This window comes from Cloacibacillus sp. (genome assembly GCF_020860125.1).
Taxonomy (GTDB): Bacteria; Synergistota; Synergistia; order Synergistales; family Synergistaceae; genus Cloacibacillus.
On sequence record NZ_JAJBUX010000015.1, the window covers coordinates 1 to 26,860 of the forward strand.

Here is a 26,860-nt window from a genome sequence, read left to right on the forward strand (position 1 = left end):
CTCTGATGTAACTACCAGCCGAATCGCACGAAATCAAAGATTTCGGCTCCCTGGCTGCCTCGGAGAGGGAGGCTACAAGGGCTAGAAGCTAAACCGCAATTTATCTTTCCCCGCAATTGCGTAAATCGGCGTTTAGAAGTGCGAGTTGCTAAATAAAATGGTGGTTCCGATACCGGAGCCACCGTTTTATGACGCGAATCGTGCTTCTAAACGCCGATTTACGGTTATCTTATTATCGGCTCATAGCCGATATGCGACTCTTCCTCCGTAGTCTCCAGCTTGAAGATGACGGGGCGCAGCCCGTCGTTGCAGCTGCATATCGCCACGCCCGGTTTTCTGATCCAATCACCGTAGTAGAATAATCCCTCTCCCGCGCTATGCGCGAGCGCAAAGGCGTACTGGTAGACGGCCTTCCATGCCTCGTCGCAAAAGCCCTCCGGCTTCGCGTAATCGGCATAGAATGTCTGTCCCTCTTTGAGCATGGGGCAGGCGCTAAGCCCCTCCGCGCCATATTCGCGCGCCAGTTCCTCATCGAAGGTGGTTTTGAGCACCGTTATTTTGACCTTTTTCATTTATCCTGTCTCCCGATATTTAAAGATAGGCGAGCAGCATCTCGCGCAGCACCTTGCAGGCGAGCGCCGTGGAGGCTCCCGAGTGGTCGTAGTGCGGCGAAAGCTCGCAGATGTCGAAGGCCTTTATGTTCAGGCCGCGCAGAGACAGGAGAGCCGCGAGCAGCTCCGTGAAGCGCAGGCCTCCGGCCTCGGGCGTTCCCGTGCCAGGGAACTCGGCGGGGTCTACGACGTCAAGGTCGAGCGTAATGTAGAGCGGCGCATCGCCGATCTCCTTCACGGCTTCGCCGATGGTATCAGCGCGGAATTTTTCCATTCTCGTATGCGTATCCGACCATAGCATCTCTTCGCGGCTGCCGGAGCGGATGCCGAACTGGCATATCCTTCCGTCTCCGAGAATGTCGTGACAGCGGCGGATCACCGAGGCGTGCGAGAGTTCCTCACCCATGTAGCCGGTGCGCAGGTCCGCGTGGGCATCGAAGTGGACGAGGCGCAGTCCGGGATATTTTTTCGCCGCCGCGCGCACCGCACCGAGCGTCACGAGATGTTCGCCGCCAAGCAGGACGGGGATCTTGTCCGCCGCCATGATCTCCGCCGCCGTATCCTCAATTGCGGACAGTGCCTGCGCGGCGTTGCCGAAGGGCAGGTCTAGGTCCCCCGCGTCAAATACAGAGTAATCCTCAAGGTCTCTGTCCTGGTAGGGGCTGTAGGTCTCGATCCCGAAGGATTCGGCGCGCATCGCGGCGGGGCCGAAGCGCGTGCCTGGGCGGAAAGATGTCGTGGAGTCGAACGGCGCGCCGAAGAGAACGGCGCGCGCCTCCGTATAGGAGGCGCCGCAGCCGATAAATCCCTGGATATTTGTCTCCATCTAGTCTGTCAGCTCTAGTTCTCTCTTCACGTAGTTCGGCAGCATGAAGGCGCCGGTGTGGAGATCTGTGTTGTAGTATTTTGTCTCAAGGCCGAGGGCGTTCCAGGCGGCGGCGTCGAGGTCTTTGAGCGGATCGAATTTTTTCGAGGCGAAGCCGAAGAGCCAGTGTCCCGAAGGATAGGTGGGGATGTGGGCCTGATAGACGCGGCAGACGGGGAAAAAGTCTTCTATGCGCCGGTGGGCGCGCTTCATCGAGGCCTGATATGAATCGTAGTAAGGATTCTCATGCTGATTGACGAGGATGCCGTCATCCGTCAGCGCCCGGAAGCAGTTACCGTAAAATTCCTTTGTGAAGAGTCCCTCGCCCGGGCCGAAGGGGTCCGTCGAGTCGACGATGATAAGGTCGTATTTTTCCTCGACCGTGCGCACGAATTTAAGGCCGTCCTCAAAATAGAGGGTGACGCGCGGGTCATCGAGCTTGCGGGAGGTGAAGGGCAGCAGCTCGCGGCAGACCTTGACGACCATTTCGTCAATGTCCACCATGTCGATCTTTTCGATGCTCTTGTAGCGTGTGAGCTCGCGCACCGTGCCACCGTCGCCGCCGCCGATGACGAGGACGCGCCTGACGTTCGGGTTGGTCGCCATCGGGACGTGGACTATCATGTCGTGGTAGATGAATTCATCCTTTTCGGTGAGCATCATCAGCCCGTCGAGGGTGAAGAAGCGCCCGAACTCCTCCGAGTCGAAGACGTCTATCTGCTGAAAGGGGCTTTTGCCGCCGAAGAGCTGTTTCTTTATTTTGATCGAAAAACGTACTGTAGGCGTATGTTCCTCTGTGTACCATAATTCCATTGTTTTATTCCTCCTATTTTACAGTATAGAGATAGTTTAACTCCATATCCTGCGGCCCCATAACGAGGCTGCCCTTTTCCTTCGCGTAAAGAATGTAGTCGAGCGCCTCCCGTGTCACCTCTTCGCCCGGGGCAAGGATCGGGATACCGGGGGGGTAGCACATGACGAACTCCGCGGAGATCTTTCCCACCGTCTCCCTGATCGGCAGCGGGCTGCTTGGCGCGTAGAAGGCCTCCTGCGGCGTCATACGCACTACGGGTGGGATGTACTCGTGATCCAGCAGTTTGATCCCTTCTCGTCCATGCAGGCGTTTTATCTCGGAGAGCGAGGCGACGAGGCGTTCTATCGCGTAGTGGTTGTCGCCGACGGAGATGATCGCCAGCATATTCCCCATGTCGCCGAACTCTATCTGTATCCCGTAGTCGTCGCGCAGAAGGTCGTAGACCTCGACGCCCGCGAGTCCGATCTTCAGCGTGTTGACGGAGAGCTTCGTCGTGTCGAAGTCGAAAATATATTTCCCGTCGATTATCTCGCGTGAGAAGGCGTAATAGCCGCCGATCTTGTTAATCTCGCCGCGGGCGTATTCGGCGAGCGAGACGACGCGCGCGAAGGTCTCCATTCCCTCCGTGGCTAGGGCCTTGCGCGCGATGTCAAGCGAGCTCATGAGAAGGTAGGAGGCGCTGGTCGTCTGAGTGAGGTTGATCACCGTGCGGACGTAATCCGGGTTCACGCGGCCGCGCTTCATTATCAGCAGCGAGCTCTGCGTCAGCGAGCCGCCCGTTTTATGCATGCTGACCGCCGCCATGTCGGCCCCCGCCTCCATCGCCGTGAGCGGCATGTCGCCGCCGAAATAGAAGTGGGTGCCGTGGGCCTCGTCGATGAGCGCCGCCATTCCCGCGCGGTGCGCCGCCTCGGTGATGCGCCGCAGGTCGGCGCAGATACCGTAATAGGTCGGGTTGTTGACGAATACGGCCTTGGCCTCCGGATGGGCGGCGATCGCCGCCTCCACGTCTTCCGCGCACATTCCTAACGAGATACCGAGCTCCGGGTGGATGCCGGGATCGACGTAGACGGGGATGATGCCGCAGAGGATGAGGGCGTTGATCGCCGATTTGTGGACGTTTCGCGGAATTATTATCGAATCGCCGCGCTTGCAGACGCTCATTATCATCGCCTGAACTGCGGCGGTGGTGCCGCCGATGATCAGAAAGGCGTCGTCCGCGCCGAAGGCGTCGGCGGCCAGCGCCTCCGCCTCTTTGATTACGGAGGTCGGATGGCTGAGGTTGTCGAGCGGCTTCATGGAGTTGACGTCGACAGAAAGGCAGCTCTTGCCGAGAAATTCCGTCAGCTCAGGCGTTCCGCGTCCCTGCTTGTGTCCGGGGACGTCGAAGGGAACCACGCGTCCCTGGCGGTACTCCGTAAGCGCATCTAACAGCGGGGCCCTGTCCTGGGCGAGTTTGTATGTTTTTTCTCTCATCGCGCCCACTTAATACATATTCATTCCGTAGTAGATCTCAAGCATCTCTTTCGTGATGCGGTCGGTGATCGACAGACGTTCTTCAGGAGGCAGCTCGCGGGGATCGATGTTGAAGAGGTAATCTGCGAGCCTTATCTCCTTCAGCATCATCTTTGTGTGGAAGATGTTCGACTGGTAGACGTTGATGTCTATCGCGTCATATCGGCGCAGCGTCGCTTCGTCAATATAGTTCTGGATGGAATTTATCTCATGGTCCTTGTAATACTTCTTTCCGTCTATGTCGCGCGTGAAGCCGCGGATGCGGTAGTCGAGCGCGATGATATCGGAGTCGAATTGACCGATGAGGTAGTTCAGCGCGTTCAGCGGCGATATCTTTCCACATGTCGAGACGTCGATATCGACGCGGAATGAGCTGATGTCGTTGTTTGGGTGAAATTCGGGGTAGGTGTGTACGGTCACGTGGCTCTTGTCCAGATGGGTGACGACCGTTTCGCGTTCTTCATTGATCTTCTGCGCCCAGCAGCCGCGGTTGCAGGAGTCGTCGATCTGTGCCGGCGGCACAGATTCCTCGGAGATGAGGATGGTGACGCTGGCGCCCTGAGGGTCGTAGTCCTGTTTAGAGATATTCAATATGCAGGCGCCGATGATGTCGGTGACGCCGCACAATATCTTAGTAAGCCGTTCGGAATTATACTGCTCGTCAATGTAGGCGATATAATCCTGCTTTTCCCGGTCTGTCTTTGCGAAACAGATGTCGTAAATGTTGAAACTCAACGTTTTTGTCAGGTTGTTGAATCCATAGAGCTGGATCTTATCTTTCAACCCTATCCCCACGTCCCTTCTCAAGCCGAGGCTTTATATTTTTCGCGGCAAATGACGCCGCAGTTAAATTAGAACTATACATATAAAAGAGCGCGTTGTCAAAGGTCTGTGCAAACGTTTGCTTAGTGGTTCCGCATACCAAAGACCCGCGGCTGCCCGCGGGTCTTTGGTATTACAAATGTTGTTCTGCTTATTTGCCGCTGAACTTTATCTTCAGGTACTTTTCGGGAACCTTGACGTTGGTGGCGTTCATGTAGCCCTTGCCGAGGATGTAGGTATCCTGGTAGATGAGCATCATGTTCTTCTTGGTGACGCCGGTTCCGAGGTCGGTGTAGTTCTGGCCGTTCCACTTCGCGCCGGGGGTGTACTCGGCGTAGCAGGCGAGGAGGTCTTTCTTGCTTCCGAGCTTCGCTTTGCCTTCAACGATGCGCTTGCCAAACTCGGCGAGTGCGGCGCTGTTCGTATAGCCGTAGGAGTAGGCCCAGGTTCCCATGCGGCCCTTTGCGCCGGCGTCGGAGACTGACTTTTCAACCTTCTTGAGGATGACGGGCCAGTTTCCGGATTCCTTCTGGAGGTCGATCCCGAAAGCTCCGGGGTAACCCATGAGCGGTGAGGGAAGGTCGGCTTCGATGAAGTATCCGCCGAACTTCGCGAGCTGCTTGAGAAGCGGTTCTGTGTGGGCGTCGTTGGTGCAGAAGAAGGCGGTGTCTTTTCCGTACTTCTTGACCCATGCCGGTGTCTTTTCAAGGATGAACTGCTGAGCTCCGGCCACGCCTACGTCGCTCGTGGGGTCGGGAGCCGTCTCAAAGACGAACTTGAGTCCGAGGTCTTTGCAGGCCTGCTCCATGATCGCGCGGCGGCGTCCGAGAGTCTCGTAGCTCATGTGGCGCGGGAAGGAGATATGGACGAAGGTTTTACATCCGAGCTTCTTCGCGGTGTCGATGATGAGGTATCCGCGTGATACGAAGTCGGCGTTGACGTCAAGGTCAGCGACGGATGTGATAACGTTCGGGTCTTCATGGGCTTCGCCGGCGAAGCAGAGGATATCCTTCCTCTTCTCCTTAACGCGGCGGAAAGCTTCCGCCGTTCCCGGAATAGCCTGGTTGACGACGATGACCTTCATCTTGGGGTCGTCGGCAAGTCCGGCGATCTGTGAGATAGTGGTCTCCATCTCCGACATAAAGTTGTCGGGATAGGTGAGGTGCTGAATCATACCGCCGTTTGCCACATCGCCGTATTTCTTGATCATCAGCTCTGCTCCACGAAGGTCGTCTTCGCTCTGTGATACGGTTCCGGTCACTATTCCGATGTGGAACGGTGCCTCGGCTGCCATTGCCGCTGTGCTTACGAAGAGCGCAAGCAACGCCGCAAACAATAAAAGCATAGCTTTCTTCATGAGGATTCCTCCCAAGTTTTTTTGCCGCGTCTCGAAACTGTGCACTTAATTTTTCACGTAAACAATCTCTGGGAAGCGTGCGTCTGCCGCAGCAGATAGCCAGATTATAGACTACCTGTCTCACGGATGTCAATAAAAAAGAGTTCTTATATATCAGCTGAACGTAATGTATAACTAATTAAAATAGTAAACCTTTAAGTTGTATAGTAAAAATTTTCAGTGCTTGACATATTCCGTACGTGGTTTAATATAAAGACATATACAGATCCGGGCCAGTTTTTGAGGCTATTTGGATAGTGTTTTTAGTTACCCGATATATCAGTAATTTAAGTAATAAAAAATAATGTGATTTACATTCTGTTTTTTGTAGAATCGCCTATAAGACCACTGAAAAATATCCTTACAGGAGGCAGTTGTCTACTATGATAAAGAAAGAAAGAGTTGAACGTCTGGCGAGTACATTGAGGGATAAAGGGCTTGACGCGCTTTATATCGGCCCCTCCACAGATCTTGAATACATCGGAGGTCTTGATACTCATCCGGACGAACGTGTGCGCGGCCTGATGGTCGCTAAAGACGCGCGCTGCTTTGCGATGACCCCGCTCCTCTATAAGGAGGAGATCGTCAACGCCTTCGGAGACGTCCCCTTCTATGCGGAATGGAACGACCACGAGGGTTTTACCGGGGCCTTTCGCCGCGGCTGCGAGCATCTCGGCGTCGTCGGCGGCAAGATAGCCTTCAACGACGGAGTCCGCGCGGTGGATATGCTGGCGGTACGCGATTCGATGCCGATGGAGATGGTCAACGGCGTGGATCTGCTTGCCGGACAGCGGTCACAGAAGGATGATGAAGAGCTTGAACTGATGCGCGAGTCGTCGCGTATCGTCGACAAGGTGGTCGCGAAGCTCCAGAAGTTTATCCGTCCCGGCATGAAGGAGCGCGATGTGGCGAAGATGATCCCTGAGTTCTTCGAGGAAGAGGGCGTCATCCAGATGTCCTTCAGCCCGATCGTCGCAAGCGGCCCTAACGGTTCGATGCCGCACTATTCTGGCGGAGAGCGTCTCATCGGCGAGAACGACATCATCATCCTCGATCTCGGCGGCAGATATAAGAGTTATTGCTCAGATACGACACGCACCCTCTTTACCGGCACGCCCACGGAAGAGATGAAAAAGATATACGAGATCGTGAAGCGGTCGCAGGCCGCAGGCGAGGCCGCCGTTAAACCCGGCGCGACGGGGCAGGATGTCGACCGCGCGGCGCGTCAGGTCATTATCGACGCGGGCTACGGGGAGTTTTTCTTCAACCGCGTGGGACACGGAGTCGGCCTCGCGGTACATGAGAGCCCCTACATGATCGAAGGCAACGACGTTCCACTTGCGCCCGGCAACGTATTCAGCGTTGAACCTGGAATATATATCCCCGGCAAGTTCGGAGTGCGCATAGAGAACCTTGTAGCGGTGCGCCCCGACGGCAGCGGCGAGGCACTGAACCACTTTACCCGCGAACTTACGGTATGCGGGGACTGATCTGTTGAAAGACACGGAAGGGACATCTGTATAGTTTCCCTTCCGTGTTTTCCATATATGTACCTAAATTGAGGAGGAACGATTTACCATGAGAAGAGCAACTGTCTTTCTTTTCACATTGATTACCGCGTCATTTTTGGCGACGGCGGCCTTCGCCGATGCTCCCTTCCACATCGGAGTCGCCACGCTTACCGTTTCCCAGGCCGAAGATACCTACCGCGGCGCCGAACGGCTTATCAAGGAATACGGTGATGTCGCAAACGGCGGCATGATCAAACATGTCACAATGCCTGACAACTTTATGTCTGAGATGGAGACGACGATCTCCCAGATAGTCGGTCTTGCCGACGACCCTAAGGTAAAGGTCATCGTCGTTGACGACGCGATCCCCGGAACGACGGAAGCCTTCCGCCGCGTTAAGGAGAAGAGGAAGGATATCCTCTGCTTCGCCGGAGAGCCGCAGGAAGACCCGAACGTTATCACAAGCACCGCGGACTTCGCGATCGGCGTCGACAACATCATGCGCGGATATCTCATCATCAACACCGCGAAGAAGCTTGGCGCTAAGACCTTCGTCCATATCTCCTTCCCGCGCCACATGAGCTACGAGCTGCTTTCCCGCCGCCGCGCGATCATGGAGCAGGCCTGCAAAGATCTCGGACTGAAGTTTGCCTTTGAGACGGCTCCCGACCCCACGAGCGACGTAGGCGTAGCCGGAGCGCAGCAGTTCATCCTTGAAAAGGTTCCCGCGTGGGTACAGAAGTACGGCAAGGATTCAGCCTTCTTCTGCACTAACGACGCTCAGACCGAACCGCTTCTTAAGCAGGTTGCCAAGCAGGGCGCGATCTTTGTCGAGCCCGACCTTCCCTCACCGCTTATGGGTTACCCCGGAGCCTTCGGCATCGACCTCAAGAATGAGGCCGGAGATTGGCCCGCGATCATGAAGAAGGTCGAAAAGACCGTAATCGCCGCCGGCGGCAAGGGACGCATGGGAACATGGCCCTACTCATACGGCTGGAGCACCGTCTGCGCCCTCGCCGAATACGGCAAGCGTATAACCGAAGGCAATGCGAAGCTCTATAACCTTAAAGACCTCTGGAAGTGCTACGACAAGTATACCCCCGGCGCGGAGTGGAACGGCGCTCCCTACTTTGACATGGCGAAGCAGATGAAGATAAAGAAATTCGTCCTCGTCTATGAGGATACCTATGTCTTTGGACGCGGCTACATGGGCGTAACCAAGGAAAAGGTTCCTGAGAAGTATATCAAACTTAAGTAGCGTATCAAGGCAATGCCATAAAGTCTTTCCGGCGCTTTGCGCCGGAAAGACTTTTGTAAAGTAAGGACACACTCCGGATGGCAGTTCTTCTTGAGTTTTTAAGTAAAAACCGCTAAGATACATTACGCTTTGTCCATTAAAGTGAAACGACAGAGATATATTTTTAGGTAAATTAAGAGGTGAAATGTATGTCCATGGAAATTCCCCTTTTGAAGATGGAGAACATCGGAAAAGAATATTTCGGCAACCGGGTTCTTCAGGGTGTAACATTTTCACTGCGGCCCGGAGAGATAATGGGGCTGGTCGGAGAAAATGGCGCGGGAAAATCAACCTTGATGAATATCCTCTTCGGGATGCCGGTCATTCAGGAGACGGGTGGATATGAGGGGAAAATTATTATCGAAGGGCAGGAGGTTCGTTTCAAAGACCCTCTTGACGCCCTCGGAGCCGGCATCGGAATGGTCCATCAGGAGTTTTCTCTGATCCCGGGCTTTACAGCCACGGAAAATATTCTTTTGAACAGGGAATCCGTCAAGTACAACGCGCTAGTAGAGGTATTCGGAGAGAGACTGATGACGCTCAACAGGCCGGATATGAGGTCAAGGGCCGAGAAGGCCATTAAGACGCTGGGCGTCGACCTTAGCCCCGAAACGCTGATCAGCGAAATGCCGGTAGGTCATAAGCAGTTTACCGAAATCGCGCGCGAAATAGACAGAAGCAAGACGAGGCTTCTCGTCCTCGACGAACCTACGGCGGTCCTCGCCGAAAGCGAAGCTACGGTCCTCATTTCGGCTCTCAAAACACTTTCCAAACAGGGTATCGCAATAATATTTATTTCACACAGACTCCAGGAGATCATCGATCTCTGCGACAAGCTCATCGTCCTTCGTGACGGCCGCGTCATACAGGAAGCGTACACGAAGGATACCAACGTCCGTCAGATAGCTGCCTGGATGGTGGACAGAAAAGGCGACAAAGCGGAAGAGGAAAAGGCGGAAAAGACGGAGAAAAAGATCGGCGAGGTCATTTTGCGTACGGAGCATCTTTGGGTCGACATGCCCGGAGAGACGGTACGCGACGTATCTATCGAGGTCCGTCAGGGCGAGATCCTCGGCTTCGGCGGATTGGCCGGACAGGGAAAGGTTGGTATCTCCAATGGTATCATGGGGCTCTACGCCGCGGGCGGAAAAGTATTCCTGCGCGGCAAGGAGATAAAGCTCAACGACCCTGACGCCTCTCTGAAAGAGGGTATGGCCTTTGTTTCGGAAGACCGCAGAGGCGTAGGGCTTTTGCTTGAAGAGGGAATCGATTGGAATATAACCTTCACCGCGATGCAGGTGCAGGAAAAATTTATTAAAAAGCTGCTTGGCGGGCTCGTCAAGTGGCGTGACGACAAGGCGGTGGATGAATGCACGCGGGAGTATATAAAATCCCTCGAGATCCGCTGCACAGGCCCCAACCAGCGCGCGATAGAGCTTTCCGGCGGAAACCAGCAGAAGGTCTGTCTCGCGAAGGCCTTTGCCGTGAACCCGGAGATACTCTTTGTCTCAGAGCCGACGCGCGGTATTGACGTCGGCGCGAAGAAGCTCGTTCTCGATACGCTGCGCAAGGTCAACGAAGAGGACGGAACGACGATCATCATGACCTCCTCCGAGCTGGAAGAGCTGCGTTCCATCTGTGACCGCATAGCCATAATAAACGAAGGCAAGGTATCCGGCATCCTGCCGGCGTCGGCGCCCGCCGAAGAGTTCGGACTGCTGATGCTCGGTCACGTCGAAGAACCAGCTGCCGTAAATTGATAAAGGGAACGTAGGTGAGCAAAAAATGAAGAACAAACTACAAGAATTTATTGAAAACGCAGGATGGCCGCGAATAATAATCGCCCTTTTCCTGTTCGCGCTCTTTATCGCCGCACCCTTTGTGGGCGTAAGGATCGACGCGTCGCTCTCCGATACGCTTGTGCGCATCGGAATGAACGGGATACTCGTCCTCGCGATGGTTCCGATGGTCCAGTCAGGCTGCGGCCTTAATTTTGGGCTGCCGCTCGGCATCATCGCCGGCCTTCTAGGCGCCGTCACTTCGATTCAGATAGGCATCAGGGGCAGCGTTGGTTTCCTTCTTGCTGCGGCGATCGCCATCCCCATAGCCGTTGTTTTCGGCTGGCTGTACGGACAGCTGCTGAACCGCGTCAAGGGAGACGAAATGATGATTGCGACTTACGTAGGTTTCTCGTCGGTCGCCCTAATGTGCATAGCCTGGCTGCTCCTTCCCTACACGAGCCCGACGATGATCTGGGGTTACGGCGGTTCGGGGCTGCGTACGACGATAAGCGTTGAGGGTTTTTGGCTCAACGCGCTCAGCAAGTACATAAACATCCAGATAGGTGAATTTTTCTATGTGCCGGTGGGAATGTTCCTCTTCTTCGCCTTCGTGGCCTTCCTTGTATGGGCCTTCTTTAGGACCAAGATAGGGACGGCGGTGACGGCGGTCGGCTCGAACCCAGAATTCGCGCGCGCATCCGGCATCAACGTAGACCGCATGCGCACCATTTCTGTTATCCTCTCAACGGTGCTCGGCGCGCTCGGCATCCTCGTCTATGAACAGAGCTTTGGATTCATCCAGCTCTACATGGGCCCCTTCTACATGGCCTTCCCCGCGGTTGCCGCGATCCTGCTTGGCGGCGCCTCCGTCAATAAGGCGACGATGGTCAACGTCGTGGTCGGAACCTTCCTCTTCCAGGGGATACTGACCATGACTCCCTCTGTAATTAACAGCGTCATGCAGACGGACATGTCTGAGGTCATTCGTATTATTGTCAGTAACGGCATGATCCTTTACGCCCTTACGAGGAAAGTGACGGTGAAACGCTAATGGCTGACAAGAATCGTGAACTGAAAAATATGCTGGCCGACTACGCGGTGCCGATAGTCTTTATCGGACTTTCCGCGCTCGCCATCCCGCTCTCTGGCTTCTCCGCCACGTACCTGATCCAGGAGATGTTCACGCGTCTGGCGAGAAACTCTTTCCTCGTCCTATCGCTGCTCATCCCGATACTCGCGGGAATGGGACTTAACTTTGGTATGGTCCTTGGCGCGATGGCCGGACAGATAGGGCTCATCTTTGTCACCGACTGGGCCGTCGTCGGCTGGGAGGGAATGCTGCTCGCCGCGATCGTGGGAATGCCCATTGCGATAGTACTCGGCTACATCTGCGGCGCGGTCCTCAACCGGGCAAAGGGCCGTGAAATGGTGACGTCGTATATCCTCGGGTTCTTCATCAACGGAGTCTATCAGCTGATCGTGCTCTATTGTATGGGCAATATCCTCCCGATATCGAACCCGCAGCTGGTCCTCTCACGCGGATATGGCATACGCAACGCGATAAACCTTACTGGGGTCCGTCACGTCCTCGATAATCTCATTCCATTCAAGATCGGCACGATCGACGTACCAGTGGCGACATTCATACTGATCGGCGTATTCTGTCTCTTCATTATATGGTTCCGGCGTACGAAGCTGGGGCAGGACATGCGTGCGATCGGGCAGGATATGGCGGTAGCGGATTCGGCCGGTATCCCTGTGGAACGCACGAGGATAATAGCGATCGTGATCTCCACGGTGCTGGCCTGCTTCGGACAGATAATATTTCTCCAGAATATAGGCACGATGAATACCTACAACAGCCACGATCAGGCCGGTATGTTCGCCATCGCCGCCATTCTCATAGGCGGAGCCTCCGTCAGCCGCGCGACTATCGCCAATGTCTTTGTCGGCGTCGTGCTCTTCCACCTGATGTTTGTCGTTTCTCCGATGGCGGGCAAAGAGCTCATCGGACAGGCGCAGTTGGGAGAATATTTCCGCGTCTTTGTCTCCTACGGCATCATTGCGCTGGCTCTCGTTCTTCACGCCTGGAAGCGCCAGCGTGATAAGGTTGAGGCCAGAAGAAGCCTGAGAGGAGAATAGCTATGGTTGCCAATATCAATAAAAAGAGGCTGGTCATACGTTTGGCGCTGGTCGCACTTCTGGTCCTCCTCTGTTTTGTCCTCTACTATATCGGCAAGGAGCACGAGGTGCTGCTTGACAACAAGACCGTAACTATCGAAGGCCGCGAGTATCAGGAGATCCCCTATATGAACGTGGTCGTTGACGGTGACGAGGATAAGGCGATGGAGTTCTACGCCGGCGACCGCGACGTCGTTAAACTTAAAGGCCCGAGCCATACGCTCAAGGTGACCGTTATCAACGAAGACACCGAAGAAATCACCAAGACAGTGGAATACAAACTAAGCCTGGGATCGGTGTCGAGTACGATGTATTCGCTGCCCGCCATCGTCGAAAACGCACCTAACGCGGAACTTCCGCTACCTAACATCAACGCAGTGGAAGAGAGCAACGGCGAAGGAGATGCTCCGCAGGAGGCTATACCCTCCACAGAAGCGCCGGTACTTTCAGACTAAGGCACAAATAAGAACAATACAAAATAAAGAATGCTCTCCCCCAGCGGGGGAGCATTTTTTATGCCGTGCGTTTATCTTATGTCAATATTTATATACTCAACTAGATAAATTTTGGAAGAGTTGGTATAAAAATATAAGAAGTGTATTTTAAAATAGATTTTTTCTAATAAATTAAGATAATAATATAAAATGCATACCAATAATATAAAAGATATGCTATCCTATCTTTCGAGGTGAAAGGAAATGGAAGAAAAGTCATTATCGGCGCAGGTATATGAAAAAATCAAAGGGGGGATAATTTCCCTTAAATATCCCCCGGGTTCGGTGCTCAAGGAACGGGAGCTGTCGGAAAGCCTCGGTGTGAGCCGTACGCCTGTGAGGGAGGCGATACAGCGGCTGTCGCAGGAATTCTGGCTTGTTCCCGGAGAGGGGAAACGAATGCAGGTGCGCCCGGTCACGATCGCCGACGTACACGAGATCATCCAAATACGAAACTTAATGGAATATGCCGCCATAGACGAAATGCTAAAGAACGGGGAACCGCGGGTGGTTGCCGGTCAGTTGGACTCGATATTAAATGAGATGAAATCAGCTACGGAGGAATACGTATTTACCACGCTGGATTTGAAGTTCCATTACCTTGTGGTCGAAAGCATGAAAAACGAAAGGCTGCTGAGATTCTGGAGCACCGTCCAGGACGAGGTGCTGCGAATGGGATTACTGGTGCTCAAAGGAAAAGACCATTGGCACGAAGTGATAAAGGAACATGAGCACCTGGTAGATATGCTGTGGAACAAAGATGCAGAGAAAATTAAGTTCGCGATGAAAGAGCATCTGGAACATAGTTATGCGGCTTTGATAAGGGATTTAGAAGAACGTATCACAAATTAAAAATAAAAATAAAGATAGAACAGCAAAGTTAAAGCGGAGAGCCAATCAAAATGGTTCCTCCGTTTTTTTGTTTTTATAAAAACGTATGCTCTTGACAAATTTGCATCCAAAATAGATAATTTGTATGCAAATAAGAAAAACATATCCCTTTAATAAAATTGCATATTATAAAGCGATATAAAGTTTGAAAGGAGTAGGTATTGTGAAGTTTAAAGTTTTAGCGAAAAGCGGAGAAGAAAAGGTAATCGATTTTATCCCGAAGCATATTATCAACGCAGGCTATACCGGGCGCGATCAGGCAGCGGTTCAGGCACATATCGATGAGTTGAAAGAAGAGGGAATACCAGCACCCGACAAAACGCCTGTCTACTTTGTGAAATTTATCGATAAAATTACGCAGTCAGGAGGATTTGAAGTTCTTGACGAGACAGACCACTCGGGAGAAGCGGAATTTGCCCTCTTTTTTGCTAAAGACGAAATATATGTTGGCGTCGGCAGCGACCATACCGACCGCAAACTTGAAACTGTGGACATACCAAAGGCAAAACAGATATATCCCAATACCATCAGCAAGGAACTTTGGAAGCTGAGCGACGTTATTGACCACTGGGACGACATCACCCTGCGCAGCTGGATAAAGGTAGACGGAGAGAGAAAGCTCTTCCAGGAGGCGAAGCTGACGGCCATGCTGGACGCGGCGGATCTTGTGGAGAGGGCGAAGAAACTCCTTTGTGATCCGAATGACACAGATGGGTTGGTCCTCTATTCGGGAACCGTCGCATCTCTTTTTAAAGCAGACTACAGCCCCTATTTTGAGACAGAGCTTGAGGATCCGATCCTTGGCCGCAGGCTGGGCAACGTCTATGAGATGACCTGCAAGTCATCCTGGTATAAAGGCAATTAAATAAGTTTTCCATATATAAACAAAATCAGAGGAGGCGCTTTTGTTATGGCAAAGCAGGAATACGAAATTCGCGATGTGGATCTTCACGGAGAATGGCGGCTGGTAGAGGGCGGTTATAACGGTACGATGGAGAAAGTTCTTTCTTATGACCCCGAGACGGGAAACTACACAAGGCTGCTGAAATTCCCGCCTAAAACAGAGATGCCTGAGGTTCTCTCGCATGATTTCTGTGAAGAGATATACGTGGTAGACGGCTATCTGACCGATACTGACAAAAACATCACAATGTGCAAAGGCTACTATGGCTCACGCCTTCCCGGTATGAAACACGGCCCTTACAGCATTCCCCTCGGCTGCATGACGATGGAGTTCCGTTATCAGGACCCCGGGAAGCCGATTGACCCAGAATGTTCGCTCCTTAAGAATAAACTCGGCGCACCCAGATAAAATAACGAGTTTATCTTATTAATAAGAGGCGTTTATATGACGCATAAACGCCTCTTTATTCTCATCTTTGATATTTGAAGGAGAAAAAATATTATGAAACCAAACCTTTCTGTAGAATACTGCGGCGTTAAATTTAAAAATCCGATGGTCATCGCCTCGGCTTCTCCGAGCAAGAACGGCGAATATATGCGCCGCTGCGCCGAGTCGGGAGCGGGGGGCGTAATCGCCAAGACCTACAGTCCCGAGCCTCTCGCGCAGAAATATGTCTCGCCGCGCTTTACGGTCCTCCATAAGAAGGGCTGGCCCCACAACTACTCCAACTATTCATGCGAATTTCTCGCCACCTACAACACCGAGGAATGGATGCGGGAGATGGCTGCCGCGAAGAAGGCGTGTGACGAACGCGGCTGCACGCTTGTCGGCAGCATCTCGGGAAATTCAAAGGAGAGCTGGATTGAGCTGGCGAAACGCATGGAGGATCTAGGCCTGCCGATGCTTGAACTCAACTTTGGCTGCCCGCATCCCAAGGATCTTGGCTACAAGAGCGGGCAGGAGCTTGGAAATTCGCCGGAAGCGGCGGCGGAAGTGATGCGTATCGTCTGCGAAGCCGTTAAGATTCCGGTATTTGTAAAGCTCACCAGTGAGGCCGTCAGTATCGTTGATGTGGCGCAGCGCTGTAAGGGCGCGGGTGCGGCGGGTTTCACGGTTGTTAACCGTTTCTCGGCTCTTGATGTGGATATTGAAACGGGACGCCCGATCCTCCACGGTGGATTCGCCGGTGTCGGCGGCCCATGGATGAGGCCGATAACTCTCAAGTGGATCGCGAAGATCGCTGAGGCGACCGGAATGCCGATCTCTGCGACTAACGGGATCTTCAGCTGGGAAGATGTGATCAAGTGCATCATGTGCGGCGCGACCACTGTGCAGACCTGCACGGCGATCATGTACGGCCCGAAACAGTTCGGCGAGGTTAAGACTTTCCTTGATGGCGTGGAAAAGTATCTTGTCGACCACAATATCGACGATATCAACAAGCTCCGCGGCATCACCCTGCCTCAGATAATCACCTGGGACAAGGTAGACCGCGAGCATACGGCGATCAGCGCAGTATGTCAGGATAAGTGTATCGGCTGCGGTCTCTGTCCGAGCTGGTGCTTCTATGATGCGATAAAGATCGTTGATGTCAACGGCAAAAAGAAGTCCTACATCGATCCGGATAAGTGCGACGGCTACGGTCTCTGCGCCGCGCTCTGTCCGAAGGACGCGATTGAGATGAAGGGCGAAGTACCTGTCTATCTGGGTGACTTTAACTAAGAGGATAGAAGATGTCAAAAGACGGCAGATTTGCCATCGTTCGCGGGGGCGGAGATCTTGCGACGGGGATCATCTACAGGCTGTGGAGAAGCGGTTTTCGAGTTCTTTCGCTTGAAACGCGCACGCCGCTTGTGGTGAGGCGTACAGTATCGGCCGCCTCTGCCGTCTTTAATGGAAGCGCCGTCATCGATGGGATGCCGGTGAAAAAAATATCGTCCGCGGATGAGGTATTTGTGGTCGGAGATGTCTCCGTACTGGTAGATCCGGAGGGTGACTCGATAAAAAAACTGCGTCCGGATTTACTTGTCGACGCCATTATGGCTAAACGAAATACCGGAACGACGATAGATATGGCCCCGCTGGTTATCGGAATTGGGCCAGGATTTACGGCCAAGGTTGATGTTCATTACGTTGTTGAGACCAAACGTGGACACTACCTTGGCCGCTTAATTTCAGAGGGCGGTGCTATCCCGAATACGGGTATCCCCGGTATGGAGATGGGCTATACCACAGAACGCCTTTTAAGGGCGCCGGCCGTAGGGTATTTGACGCCATATGCGGAGATTGGCGATCATGTGGAGGCTGGGGATGTAGTTGGAACAGTTGGGAAGAAAGAGGTCCGGGCACAAATTCGCGGAACGCTCAGAGGGTTGATACACCCGTCGGTTCATCTTACAGAAGGTTTGAAGATAGGCGACGTCGACCCCCGCGATGTCCGGGAGCATTGTTTTTCAATCACCGATAAGGCGCTGGCGATTGCCGGAGGAGTTTTAGAGGCGGTCCTCAGAAATTGTTGATGTAACTCCAGTTGAAGTGTCAGGAGGATGAATGCAATGGAGACGCGGGAACTAAATTTTATTGTGAACGGAAAACCTCAAAAAATAGAGGTACGTACAAATTGGACGCTTGCGCAGGCGCTGCGCGAGAAGCTAGGTCTATTAGGAACTAAAATCGGGTGCGGCGAGGGAGAATGCGGTGCCTGTACGGTGTTAATGAATGGAAAGACGGTCACTTCATATCTTGTCCTTGCGGTACAGGCTGAAGGAGCGGAAATTATTACGATAGAGGGGCTTTCTTCCGAAGGCGGACTTCATCCCGTACAGCAGGCTTTTGTCGACGCTGGGGCCATACAGTGCGGGTATTGCACACCCGGTATGGTCATGTCGGCGGTGGCGCTGCTGAAGAGACATCCCGACCCCACAGACGAACAGATACGCTATGGGCTTACCGGGAACCTTTGCCGCTGCACCGGTTATCAAAAAATCTTTGAGGCGGTGAGGACAGCCGCAAAACGGATGAGGGAGGTGGCGTGATGGCTGAAGTCCGCTTTGAGAAAGGCGTGTATTCGGTAATAGGTACAAAACAGCCCTATATTGACGCGTATGACAAGGTTACGGGGCGCACCAATTATGTAAGCGATCTTTCCCTTCCCGGGATGCTTCATGGAAGAGCCCTTCGCAGTCCCTATCCTCATGCGCGGATCATTTCGGTGGACACTTCGGCGGCGGAGAAGATTCCTGGAATCAAATGCGTGCTCACAGGCAAAAACGTTCGGCAGAACAAGTGGGGCCCGGTTACAAAGGATGAATATCTGCTTGCCGTCGATAAGGTAAACTTCGTCGGCGATGAGGTTGCAGCGGTTGCCGGTGTGGATGAAGAGGCATGTGAAGAGGCCCTTTCAAAGATAAAGGTTGAATATGAAGAGCTGCCGGCGGTACTGTCAATGCATGACGCGATGAAAGAGGGAGCTCCCGTTATACATGAGGACTTTCCCGGCAATGTAAACCATCATTTTGATATTCCGCGCGGCGATATAGAATCTGTCTTTAAAAACGCCTATTTGGTACATGAAGGCGAATATGAGACTCAGCTTGAATATCAGGCCTATATAGAACCTATGGGCGGTATCTCGACCTGGGACAGTAAGGGTAACCTTACGATATATGCCGGTATCCAGACGCCTACCTGGTCAAGGAATGATTACGCCGTAGCGCTTGGCATCCCGGTCGAAAAGATAAGGATCGTACAGCCCTATTTTGGCGGCGGGTTTGGCGCCAAGCTCTCGCAGCAGGTACACCCGCTCGGCGCGCTGCTTGCGAAATACGCCGAGCAGCCAGTCAGGTTTTTCTTAGACAGAATTGAGGATTTTCAGTGCGGGCTTCCGCGCGTACCGATGTATTTCAAGATCAAGACGGCTTGGGACAGAGACGGCAAGTACCTTGGCAAACGTACCTATATCCTTGCCGACAACGGCGCGTATGCGTCTTACGGAGCGCCGATCGCGCTGACGGCCATGTATCGTATCAATATTATGTATCAGGTTCCGGTCCTGCATTCTGTCTGCGACCTGGTTTATACGAACAAAGTGCCCACCGGATGCTTCAGGGGCTTCGGCAACACGCAGATGCACCTTGCGCACGAAATGCATCTTGATGAAGTCGCCGAAATGCTGGGAATCGGTGCGGATGAAATACGTTACCGCAACCTCGCCGTTCCTGGCTACAAGAATCCGCATGGCTGGAAGACCAATAGCTGCGAGATCAAGCAGTGCATTGAAAAAGCGATCACGAAATCTGATTACCACGCGAAACGTGACAAGCTGACCAAGAAAAATGAATCTGCCGGCGATATCAAAAGAGGAATCGGGCTTGCTGGCGCGGTGCATGTATCAGGAAACAGGTCGTTTATAAAGCCGTTTGAGGGAGGCGCCGTCCTCCTCCGAATGAATGAACAGGGAAAAGTCTACATTTACAGCAACGAGCCGGATATGGGACAGGGTATAAGGACTACGCTGAGCATATGCGTCGCCGACGCGCTTAAACTGGATCTCGACCATATCTGTGTGCCTGATCCCGACACGAATATCGTGCCGTTCGGGCTTGGCTGTTTTGCCAGCCGTGGAACTTACATGGCTACTGGCGCAATGCACATGGCGGTGGCGGATATGAGGGCGAAGCTGATAAAACTTGCCTCCGAGATGCTTTCCCTTCCTGAGGATGAATTGAAGTTGGAGGACGGCTCAGTCGTTTCCGTAAAAGATCCCTCTAAAAGAGCGTCATTTGCCGAGCTGGCGTGGAAACATGTCTGTGATTTTCCAGGACAGCATATTCTGGGAATCGGACACTTTACCCCCGCGGGCGTCGAATATCCCGACGAAACAAAGTACAACAATGTCTCCGGCGGCTATGCCTTCGGGTGCCATGTTGCGGAGGTAGAGGTAAATACCAAAACCGGACAGATCAAGGTATCTAATATATACGCAGTTCACGACGTCGGTCAGCCGATAAATCGATTGGCACTTGAAGGACAGCTGCAGGGCGGCATTGCTCAGGGATACGGATGGGCTCTCATGGAGCACTTGAAACATAACGAAAAGGGCAGAGTGGCAAATGCCTGTTTCCTTGACTATCAGATACCGACCGCCGCGGACATTCCCCAAATAGATGTGGACTTTGCGGACAGCTTTGAGTGGTCGACCGGGTTTGGTGCAAAATCGATAGGAGAATGCGCGACAAATCCAACGGCTCCCGCGATATTGAACGCTATTTATAACGCGGTGGGGATAAGGTTCAAAGAACTTCCAATAACCGCCGAAAAGATGCTCAAGGCGCTGAAAGAAAAAGAGAAGGCCTCTAAGGTCAGAGGTTAGGGGGAGGAATCTGCTATGTTCAACGTCACTTATTTTGCGCCTAACAATTTGTCTGATGCGCTCGATTATCTCTCCGAACACAAAGATGCGCGGGTATTGGCGGGAGGGACGGATCTTATCGCCAAGTGGAAGAAGATCGGTCACCCGGATATGGATCTGCTGGATATCCGTAATATAGAAAGCTTTAAAGAGATATCTCAGTGTGAAAATGGACTCTTCATTGGGGCGGGTGCCACGATGGATACGGTACAGTACAACGATGTTATCGCGGAAAAGCTGCCGATTCTCGCCGAGGCGGCGGGCAAGGTGGGGTCCGTGCAGGTCAGGAACATGGCCACGATCGGAGGCAACATCTGCAATGCCGCTCCCTCCGCCGATACGGTATTACCTCTCATCGTATATGATGCCGAGGCAGTAATTATTTCAAAAAATGCCGAAAAACGCTGTCCTTTAAAGAAATTCTTTGTCGGTCCTGGCAAAACGATTCTACAGCAGGGAGAGCTGCTGAGAGGGGTTTTCGTACCTTATCCCGCCAAAGGAAGCGGCGCCGCGTTCGCAAAACACAGCAGGCGTGTGGGAATGGACTTGGCGACGGTCGGCGTGGCGGTTGATGTCTGTCAGAGCGACGATACGATTGGGTATGTCCGGGTCGCACTTGGAGCCGTTGGTCCAGTCCCTATTTTCGTAAAAAGCCTTGAAAAATTTACCGGAGCCAAGATAGAAGACGATGTTACAGAAGAAATAGCTGTTATTTCAGCCGACCAAGCGGTGCCGATTACCGACGTGCGCGGCAGCAGAGAATATAGAAAAGACATGGTTTATGAAAATGTGAAAAAGTGTCTGTCTGAGGCACTCAAGAAGTAATGTAACTTAACTGTTGGCGGCATTCTGTGTGAAAATTGCCGGCTTTTCACGCCGAGTGCCGCTGGCGTTGCTTATCTATCTTTATAAGTAATCGCGTATGAAGCACTAAAGTCTGTTCAAATTTTTGATGAGGAGTTGGTATTGAATGGCGATATGGGAAAAAGGACCAGGTTTTGGCGAAGGGCTGCGTTCTTTCTGGGGAGATCAAAACTTTGCAAATGTGAGCAACGGTATAATAGACGGCCTCGTTTTTGGAATCATAGCTATCCCTCTTATCCAGAAGGCCTGTTCCGTGGCGAATTTGCCGCCAGATATAGTGGAGAGCTGGTTAGTGACGGTCTATGTCGGCGGAGGTATAATAAGCTGCATAATGGCGTTGTACTATAAACTCCCCATTGTTGGTGCGTGGTCTATTCCAGGAGCGATGGCGCTTGCGCAGGTACTTGGTAATTTCACTCTGCCGGAAATGGTCGGCGGTTTTTTGGTCGCGGGCCTGATCGATTTGCTTTTAGGTCTAACCGGAACGGTAAGAACGCTTGTCAGAAAGATCCCCGCCGCCGTTATGATGGCGATGGTTGCCGGTACTCTTTTTGGATGGGGTTCCAAATGTGTTACATCTTTTAAGACGGCTCCAGTAATATGTGCCTTTGGGGTAATCGGTTTCGTTATCTGTAAAAAATTCCTTAAGAGGGTACCGGCTGTGGTAGGTACGTTGGTTGCGGTATTTGTCGCATCGATAGTAATGGGAAAACTCGCGCCGATCCCTCTTGATTTTTCCATCGCCAAACCTGTGTTCGTAATGCCTGCGTTCAACATCAAAGCGGCGCTTTCCATAGGCGTTCCTCTTGGATTGTTAGTTGTCTGTGCTGAGAATATGCAGGCCATAGGTGTTCAGATTGAAATAGGTAAGAAGCCGCCAGTAAATGCGATCACTGTTATCAGCGGTATCGGAGGGATCATCGCCCCGTTTTTCTGCGGGCACAACTGCAACATAGCCGGGCCGATGACTGCGTGGGCCGGAAGTGATGACTGCGGTGACGTGGACAAGCGTTATGTGGCCGCCGTATGGTGTGGTATTGCGTTTGCCCTTACCGGAATATTTGCTAAATTTACAATAGGGCTCCTTGCGGCCATTCCTGCCGAAGCATTAAATATGGTCGTCAGCCTTACGCTGATAGGAATGATTATCGGTGGTTTGCAGGAGTCTTTTGGATCAGGCAAATTTAAGTTCGGCAGCTTTGCATCATTCATTACGGCAGCCAGCGGAGTGACCTTCTTTGGAATAGGTTCCGCGTTCTGGGCTCTCTTTGCCGGTACGGTAATAACTCTTCTGTTGGAGAAAAAAGACTACGATTCGATGGTATCGCCGTTGGATTAGGAGCTTATCAACATATTTCGTGCAATACCGCTTATCTTTGCGGTATTGCACGAATAAATTTCTAAAAAGTGGTGATCGTATGAGTTCAGAAAAAAAATTTAGAGCGGGGCTCGTCCAGATTCCGGTCGTTCTCGGAGACAGACGGGCGAATATGGAGAGTGTTGAGCGCTGGCTCTCCGAGTATTACAGACCGGCGGATATTACGACCGCACTTGTTCTCCCGGAGCTTTGGGATACCGGCTACGCGCTTGATATCGTTCCGAAGCTGGCTGACAGAAATGCGGCGGAGACGACGGAGTTCCTTGGACGCCTGGCAAAGAAATACGGCTGTTGGTTTACCGGTGGTTCCGTGATGGCGGAAGATAACGGGAAGTATTACAACAGAGCCCTGATAGTCAATCCCGGTGGCGAACTGGTCACATATTACGACAAAATTCACCTCGTACCTTTCATAACGGTAGAAGACGGAGTATTTGAGCATGGAGAAAAGCCCTGTATATTTGATATGGACGGCATCACCTGCGGGAGCCTTATCTGTTATGATATCCGTTTCCCTGAGTGGATCCGCGTATATGCCCTGAAGGGAGTGGAGACGCTGTTTATCTGCAGTCAGTGGACACGCTCCCGTATGGACCTCTACCGGACGATGATACGCGCCCATGCAATAGAAAATATGTTCTTTACCGTGGCGGTAAATAACTGTGACTATTCCGGCGACATTGATTTCGGAGGCGAGTCCTTCGTGTCGTCGCCGACCGGCGATGTGCTTGCCTCTTGCAGCGGCACGCGTGACGGAAAGTTTGCCGAAGTGGATGTTACAAACATAAACGAAAACAGGCAGTTTCTCAAGGTTTTTGAAAAACGGCTGCCGCATCTTTACGGCGATCTTTGTAAATAGTTTCTTTATGTAGCATCGGAGATAAGGGAAGGGGCTGTCATTGTGAATTACACTTTTGGCGGCCTCTTTTTATTCTCCTTGATGTGGAATGTTAGCGAAAAAATCTACGGAATAATCGTTTGTAAAGCCTCAAAATGAGCAGGAAAACAGCAGCAGTGGGATATTGCACGGTTTCCGGATCATATTCAGCAGCGGCTCGGCGGCATACCTCTGTGGAGTCTGTATTATACAGATAATAAGTTTATGGTATTGATCATGGGGGCTTGGCAATGGTAATTTCTCTGCCAATGCTAAAGTGATATATAATATCTTCTTAGTCAATGACATATAGGAGGGGCATTTTGAAAGATAAAAACATTTTGCTCACGCCGCTTTTTCTGCGGCTTTTTATTCCATTTGGGGTTGGGTATTTCCTGTCGGTATTCCTCGGCAGCGCCAACGCGACGATGGCGCCGATGCTGGTTACGGAATTTACGCTTTCTCCCTCCGATCTTGGCTTCATGAGTTCCATATATCTGATATTTTTCGGACTCGCTCAGTTTCCACTCGGCGTCTTTCTTGACAGGTACGGAGCCCGCGCCACGCTCGTGCCGATGCTGCTATTTGCCGTCGCCGGCGCGCTGGTATTCGCCGCGGCGGAGGGTTTTGCGGCGCTGGCCCTCTCCCGCGCGCTTATCGGTATCGGCCTCTCAGGCAGCCTCATGGCGGCCTTTAAGGCCTACGCCTCGTGGCTGCCCGCAGAGAGGCTCCCGCTGGTCTACAGCGTCCAGTCTCTGATGGGCGGACTTGGCGGCATGTTTGCCACGCGGCCGATCTCGGTGGCCTTCGGTCTGTTCGGATGGCGGCAGGTGTTCGTCATGCTTGCCGCCGTCTGTCTTTGCAGTGCGTCGCTGGTCTGGTTCGTCGTCCCTAATGACAGGCCCGGAGGCGCTGTGAAAGTGGATTCATTTGTAAAGCAGCTGTGGAAGATGTTCGGCTTCTTTGGCGACCGCCGTTTCTGGCTCGTAGCGCCGACGGTGACGGCGGCGCAGAGCGTGATGTTCGCCTTTCTCTATCTTTGGGTGGGACCGTGGATGCTCGATGTTGCGGGAATGGAGGTCAGCGAGGCGGGGATGTATATGATGCTGGCCTTCGGCGGCGCTGCCCTCGGTTACTTTGGCAACGGTATCCTTGCGGGATGGTTCAAAAGCAGGGGCTGGCTCACCTGGGAGCAGCTTTATCTGTTATCCGGCGTGCTGCTGACCTTTGTGCTGGCGGCGATAACGCTGATAAACGGCAGATGCGCGGCTCCGCTGTGGGGCATCGTGATGTTCCTCTCGACGATGACGATGATCTCTTTTCCGATAACGCGCACGATGTATGCGGGTGACGAGATTGGCCGCGTGCTATCACTGCTGAACTTCACCATCTTTCTTTTTTCTTTCATTGTTCAGTGGTTCATAGGCGTGGTGATCGACCTGTATCCCGTCAGCGAGGGGCATTTCTCCCCGGCGGGATATCAGATGAGCCTCGCCGTCGTCGTGGTCTTTAATTTAGCCTCCTATATCTGGTATTATTATGGAATGAAAAGGGACAACAGCCGATAAGGAGGCGCGATATGTCGAAGATATACAGGATAGCGGCAGAGGCGGTGACGGAGAAGGTCTGTGAGCTTGCGCTCACCGCCAATATGTATCTGCCGGAGGAGGTAAAGCGGGCGCTTACCGAGGCCCGCGCGGCGGAGAAGATGCCGCTGGCCCGTTCGACCTATGATGAGATCATACGGAACGCGGAGCTTGCCGCCGAAAAATATATGCCGATCTGCCAGGACTGCGGCATGGCGGTTTTGTTCATTGAGCTTGGGCAGGATCTGCACGTGGAGGGCGGCGGTCTTGAAGAGGCGATAAACGAGGGCGTGCGCAAGGCTTACCGCAACGGTTATCTGCGCAAATCCGTTGTCTCCGATCCGCTCATCGACCGCAGGAACAGCGGCGACAACACGCCTGCGGTGATCCACTGGCGCGTCGTGCCGGGGCACGCTCTTGATATCACGATAACGCCAAAGGGTATGGGCAGCGAGAATATGAGCCGCATATATATGCTTAAGCCGGCGGACGGCGTCGACGGCGTGATAAGGGCCGTCGTGGAGACGGTGGAGCAGGCGGGCTCGAATCCCTGTCCGCCGGTGGTGATCGGCGTCGGCATCGGCGGAAATTTTGAGACCGCGCCGCTCGCCGCGAAAGAGGCTCTGCTAAAGCCCTGCGGCGAACGTCACGAGGTCTCCGCCTATGCGCAGATGGAGGAGCGCATACTGCGTGAGGTCAACCGCTTGGGTATCGGCCCCGCGGGTATCGGCGGCACGGTGACGGCGCTTGACGCCCATATCGTCACCCGCCCAACGCATATCGCGGGAATGCCGGTGGCGGTCAATCTCTGCTGCCATGCGCTGCGCCATGCGCACGGAAGATTGGAGGGGAGGGTGGAAAATGATTGAGGTCAAGCATATAAGACTGCCGCTCAGCGACGAGGATGTGGAGGCGCTCCACGCCGGAGATATAGTGAGGCTTTCGGGGAAGATTCTTGTGGGGCGTGACGCGGCGCACAAGAGGATCGCGGAGGCCTTTAAGGGCGGCGGCGAGCCTCCCTTTTCCATCGACAATGAAGTGATCTATTACGCGGGCCCCGCGCCTACGCCTCCCGGGGCGGTGATCGGTCCCATCGGACCGACGACGAGCGGCCGTATGGACCCCTATACGCCTCTGCTGCTCTCGAAGGGGCTGCGCGGCATGATCGGCAAGGGAAAGCGCTCTCCGGAGGTGCTGGCGGCCATAAGGGAACATAAGGCCGTATATTTCGGCGCTACTGGAGGCACCGCGGTACTGCTCGCTGATTCGGTAAAGAGTGCCGAGCGCGTCGCCTACGATGATCTCGGTCCCGAGGCGGTCCTGCGGCTTGAGATTGAGGATATGCCGCTTGTCGTGCTCGCCGACTGCCACGGGGAAAATCTTTACGAGAGCGGCCCCGAGGAGGCGCGGAAGAGCTTTCTGTGATATTGAACAAAGACTTTAATGAAATACGCATTATAATTTTACAAGTTTCTTGAGTTTTTCAGGAGGGGGGTGACCATATGTATTCTGTAAGCCTTTGACAGGCCGTTTTCCGGCGGCGCACGGAGTGCGCCGGAGCGAGAGCGGCTGTAATGGGAGTGGAACATGCGGTCCCCGTCTCTTTCTTCTCCCTGTGATCCTGTAGTTTAAGTTTTCAGATATCCAGTCCGCTCTTGATCGT

The 26,860-nt window shown here is 53.1% G+C and carries 25 protein-coding genes; 19 read left to right on the plus strand and 6 right to left on the minus strand.

Annotation, left to right across the window (positions count from 1 at the left end; translation table 11 throughout):
- Nucleotides 1-224: 224 nt before the first annotated feature.
- The 6 genes from LIO98_RS01705 to LIO98_RS01730 form a co-directional block, all read right to left on the minus strand.
- A complete protein-coding gene (locus LIO98_RS01705) occupies nt 225-572 on the minus strand; it encodes a TIGR04076 family protein (protein WP_291952710.1) in 348 nt (115 codons plus the stop codon).
- 19 nt (nt 573-591) lie between these two features.
- Nucleotides 592-1,437 (minus strand): agmatinase, encoded by an 846-nt coding sequence (gene speB / locus LIO98_RS01710; RefSeq protein WP_291952712.1) that lies wholly within the window; start codon nt 1,435-1,437, stop codon nt 592-594.
- On the minus strand, nt 1,438-2,289 hold the full coding sequence (gene speE, locus LIO98_RS01715; RefSeq protein ID WP_291952715.1) for a polyamine aminopropyltransferase: 852 nt from the start codon (nt 2,287-2,289) through the stop codon (nt 1,438-1,440).
- A gap of 13 nt (nt 2,290-2,302) precedes the next feature.
- Nucleotides 2,303-3,766, minus strand: coding sequence for an aminotransferase class I/II-fold pyridoxal phosphate-dependent enzyme (locus LIO98_RS01720; RefSeq protein WP_291952717.1), 1,464 nt, complete (start codon nt 3,764-3,766; stop codon nt 2,303-2,305).
- A gap of 9 nt (nt 3,767-3,775) precedes the next feature.
- Nucleotides 3,776-4,588, minus strand: a complete 813-nt coding sequence (gene speD, locus LIO98_RS01725; protein WP_291952719.1) for an adenosylmethionine decarboxylase — start codon at nt 4,586-4,588, stop codon at nt 3,776-3,778.
- 190 nt (nt 4,589-4,778) lie between these two features.
- Nucleotides 4,779-5,984 carry a DUF3798 domain-containing protein gene (locus tag LIO98_RS01730; protein WP_291952722.1) on the minus strand — a complete coding sequence of 402 codons (1,206 nt, stop codon included), beginning with the start codon at nt 5,982-5,984 and terminating at the stop codon, nt 4,779-4,781.
- A 422-nt stretch (nt 5,985-6,406) separates the two neighbouring features.
- On the opposite strand from LIO98_RS01730, the gene LIO98_RS01735 reads away from it, so the two are divergent.
- From LIO98_RS01735 to LIO98_RS01825, 19 genes are all read left to right on the plus strand, one after another.
- On the plus strand, nt 6,407-7,513 hold the full coding sequence (locus tag LIO98_RS01735; protein ID WP_291952724.1) for an aminopeptidase P family protein: 1,107 nt from the start codon (nt 6,407-6,409) through the stop codon (nt 7,511-7,513).
- An 88-nt stretch (nt 7,514-7,601) separates the two neighbouring features.
- Nucleotides 7,602-8,792: a DUF3798 domain-containing protein gene (locus LIO98_RS01740; protein ID WP_291952726.1), complete on the plus strand. Its 1,191-nt coding sequence runs from the start codon at nt 7,602-7,604 to the stop codon at nt 8,790-8,792.
- Between the two features lie 188 nt (nt 8,793-8,980).
- Nucleotides 8,981-10,591 carry a sugar ABC transporter ATP-binding protein gene (locus LIO98_RS01745; RefSeq protein ID WP_291952729.1) on the plus strand — a complete coding sequence of 537 codons (1,611 nt, stop codon included), beginning with the start codon at nt 8,981-8,983 and terminating at the stop codon, nt 10,589-10,591.
- Nucleotides 10,592-10,616: 25 nt separating this feature from the next.
- Entirely contained in the window at nt 10,617-11,663 is a 1,047-nt protein-coding gene (locus LIO98_RS01750; protein ID WP_291952731.1) for an ABC transporter permease, read from the plus strand.
- Nucleotides 11,663-12,754 carry an ABC transporter permease gene (locus LIO98_RS01755; RefSeq protein ID WP_291952732.1) on the plus strand — a complete coding sequence of 364 codons (1,092 nt, stop codon included), beginning with the start codon at nt 11,663-11,665 and terminating at the stop codon, nt 12,752-12,754. Before LIO98_RS01750 ends, LIO98_RS01755 begins: the two co-directional genes overlap by 1 nt.
- Nucleotides 12,755-12,756: 2 nt before the next feature.
- Nucleotides 12,757-13,248 carry a DUF6672 family protein gene (locus tag LIO98_RS01760; protein ID WP_291952734.1) on the plus strand — a complete coding sequence of 164 codons (492 nt, stop codon included), beginning with the start codon at nt 12,757-12,759 and terminating at the stop codon, nt 13,246-13,248.
- 243 nt (nt 13,249-13,491) lie between these two features.
- Nucleotides 13,492-14,139, plus strand: a complete 648-nt coding sequence (locus LIO98_RS01765) for a GntR family transcriptional regulator (RefSeq protein ID WP_291952736.1) — start codon at nt 13,492-13,494, stop codon at nt 14,137-14,139.
- Between the two features lie 202 nt (nt 14,140-14,341).
- Nucleotides 14,342-15,043, plus strand: coding sequence for a DUF2848 family protein (locus LIO98_RS01770; RefSeq protein ID WP_291952738.1), 702 nt, complete (start codon nt 14,342-14,344; stop codon nt 15,041-15,043).
- A 45-nt stretch (nt 15,044-15,088) separates the two neighbouring features.
- Complete coding sequence (locus LIO98_RS01775) at nt 15,089-15,490, plus strand: cupin domain-containing protein (RefSeq protein WP_291952740.1); 402 nt, start codon at nt 15,089-15,091, stop codon at nt 15,488-15,490.
- Nucleotides 15,491-15,583: 93 nt separating this feature from the next.
- Complete coding sequence (locus tag LIO98_RS01780; RefSeq protein ID WP_291952742.1) at nt 15,584-16,804, plus strand: tRNA-dihydrouridine synthase; 1,221 nt, start codon at nt 15,584-15,586, stop codon at nt 16,802-16,804.
- An 11-nt stretch (nt 16,805-16,815) separates the two neighbouring features.
- The gene (gene yqeB / locus LIO98_RS01785; protein WP_291952744.1) at nt 16,816-17,601 is read left to right on the plus strand and encodes a selenium-dependent molybdenum cofactor biosynthesis protein YqeB; all 786 of its coding nucleotides are present in this window, start codon (nt 16,816-16,818) and stop codon (nt 17,599-17,601) included.
- A gap of 36 nt (nt 17,602-17,637) precedes the next feature.
- Entirely contained in the window at nt 17,638-18,117 is a 480-nt protein-coding gene (locus tag LIO98_RS01790) for a (2Fe-2S)-binding protein (RefSeq protein WP_291952746.1), read from the plus strand.
- Nucleotides 18,117-20,453 carry a xanthine dehydrogenase family protein molybdopterin-binding subunit gene (locus tag LIO98_RS01795; protein ID WP_291952749.1) on the plus strand — a complete coding sequence of 779 codons (2,337 nt, stop codon included), beginning with the start codon at nt 18,117-18,119 and terminating at the stop codon, nt 20,451-20,453. The genes LIO98_RS01790 and LIO98_RS01795 overlap by 1 nt, the downstream gene beginning before the upstream one ends.
- A 15-nt stretch (nt 20,454-20,468) precedes the next feature.
- Entirely contained in the window at nt 20,469-21,317 is an 849-nt protein-coding gene (locus tag LIO98_RS01800; protein ID WP_291952751.1) for an FAD binding domain-containing protein, read from the plus strand.
- A gap of 145 nt (nt 21,318-21,462) precedes the next feature.
- Nucleotides 21,463-22,695: a benzoate/H(+) symporter BenE family transporter gene (locus LIO98_RS01805; protein ID WP_291952753.1), complete on the plus strand. Its 1,233-nt coding sequence runs from the start codon at nt 21,463-21,465 to the stop codon at nt 22,693-22,695.
- Nucleotides 22,696-22,774: 79 nt separating this feature from the next.
- Nucleotides 22,775-23,593 carry a nitrilase-related carbon-nitrogen hydrolase gene (locus LIO98_RS01810; protein WP_291952755.1) on the plus strand — a complete coding sequence of 273 codons (819 nt, stop codon included), beginning with the start codon at nt 22,775-22,777 and terminating at the stop codon, nt 23,591-23,593.
- 341 nt (nt 23,594-23,934) lie between these two features.
- On the plus strand, nt 23,935-25,179 hold the full coding sequence (locus LIO98_RS01815) for an MFS transporter (protein ID WP_291952757.1): 1,245 nt from the start codon (nt 23,935-23,937) through the stop codon (nt 25,177-25,179).
- A gap of 11 nt (nt 25,180-25,190) precedes the next feature.
- Entirely contained in the window at nt 25,191-26,066 is an 876-nt protein-coding gene (locus tag LIO98_RS01820; RefSeq protein ID WP_291952759.1) for a fumarate hydratase, read from the plus strand.
- Nucleotides 26,059-26,622 (plus strand): Fe-S-containing hydro-lyase, encoded by a 564-nt coding sequence (locus tag LIO98_RS01825; protein WP_291952761.1) that lies wholly within the window; start codon nt 26,059-26,061, stop codon nt 26,620-26,622. The genes LIO98_RS01820 and LIO98_RS01825 overlap by 8 nt, the downstream gene beginning before the upstream one ends.
- Nucleotides 26,623-26,860 lie beyond the last annotated feature (238 nt).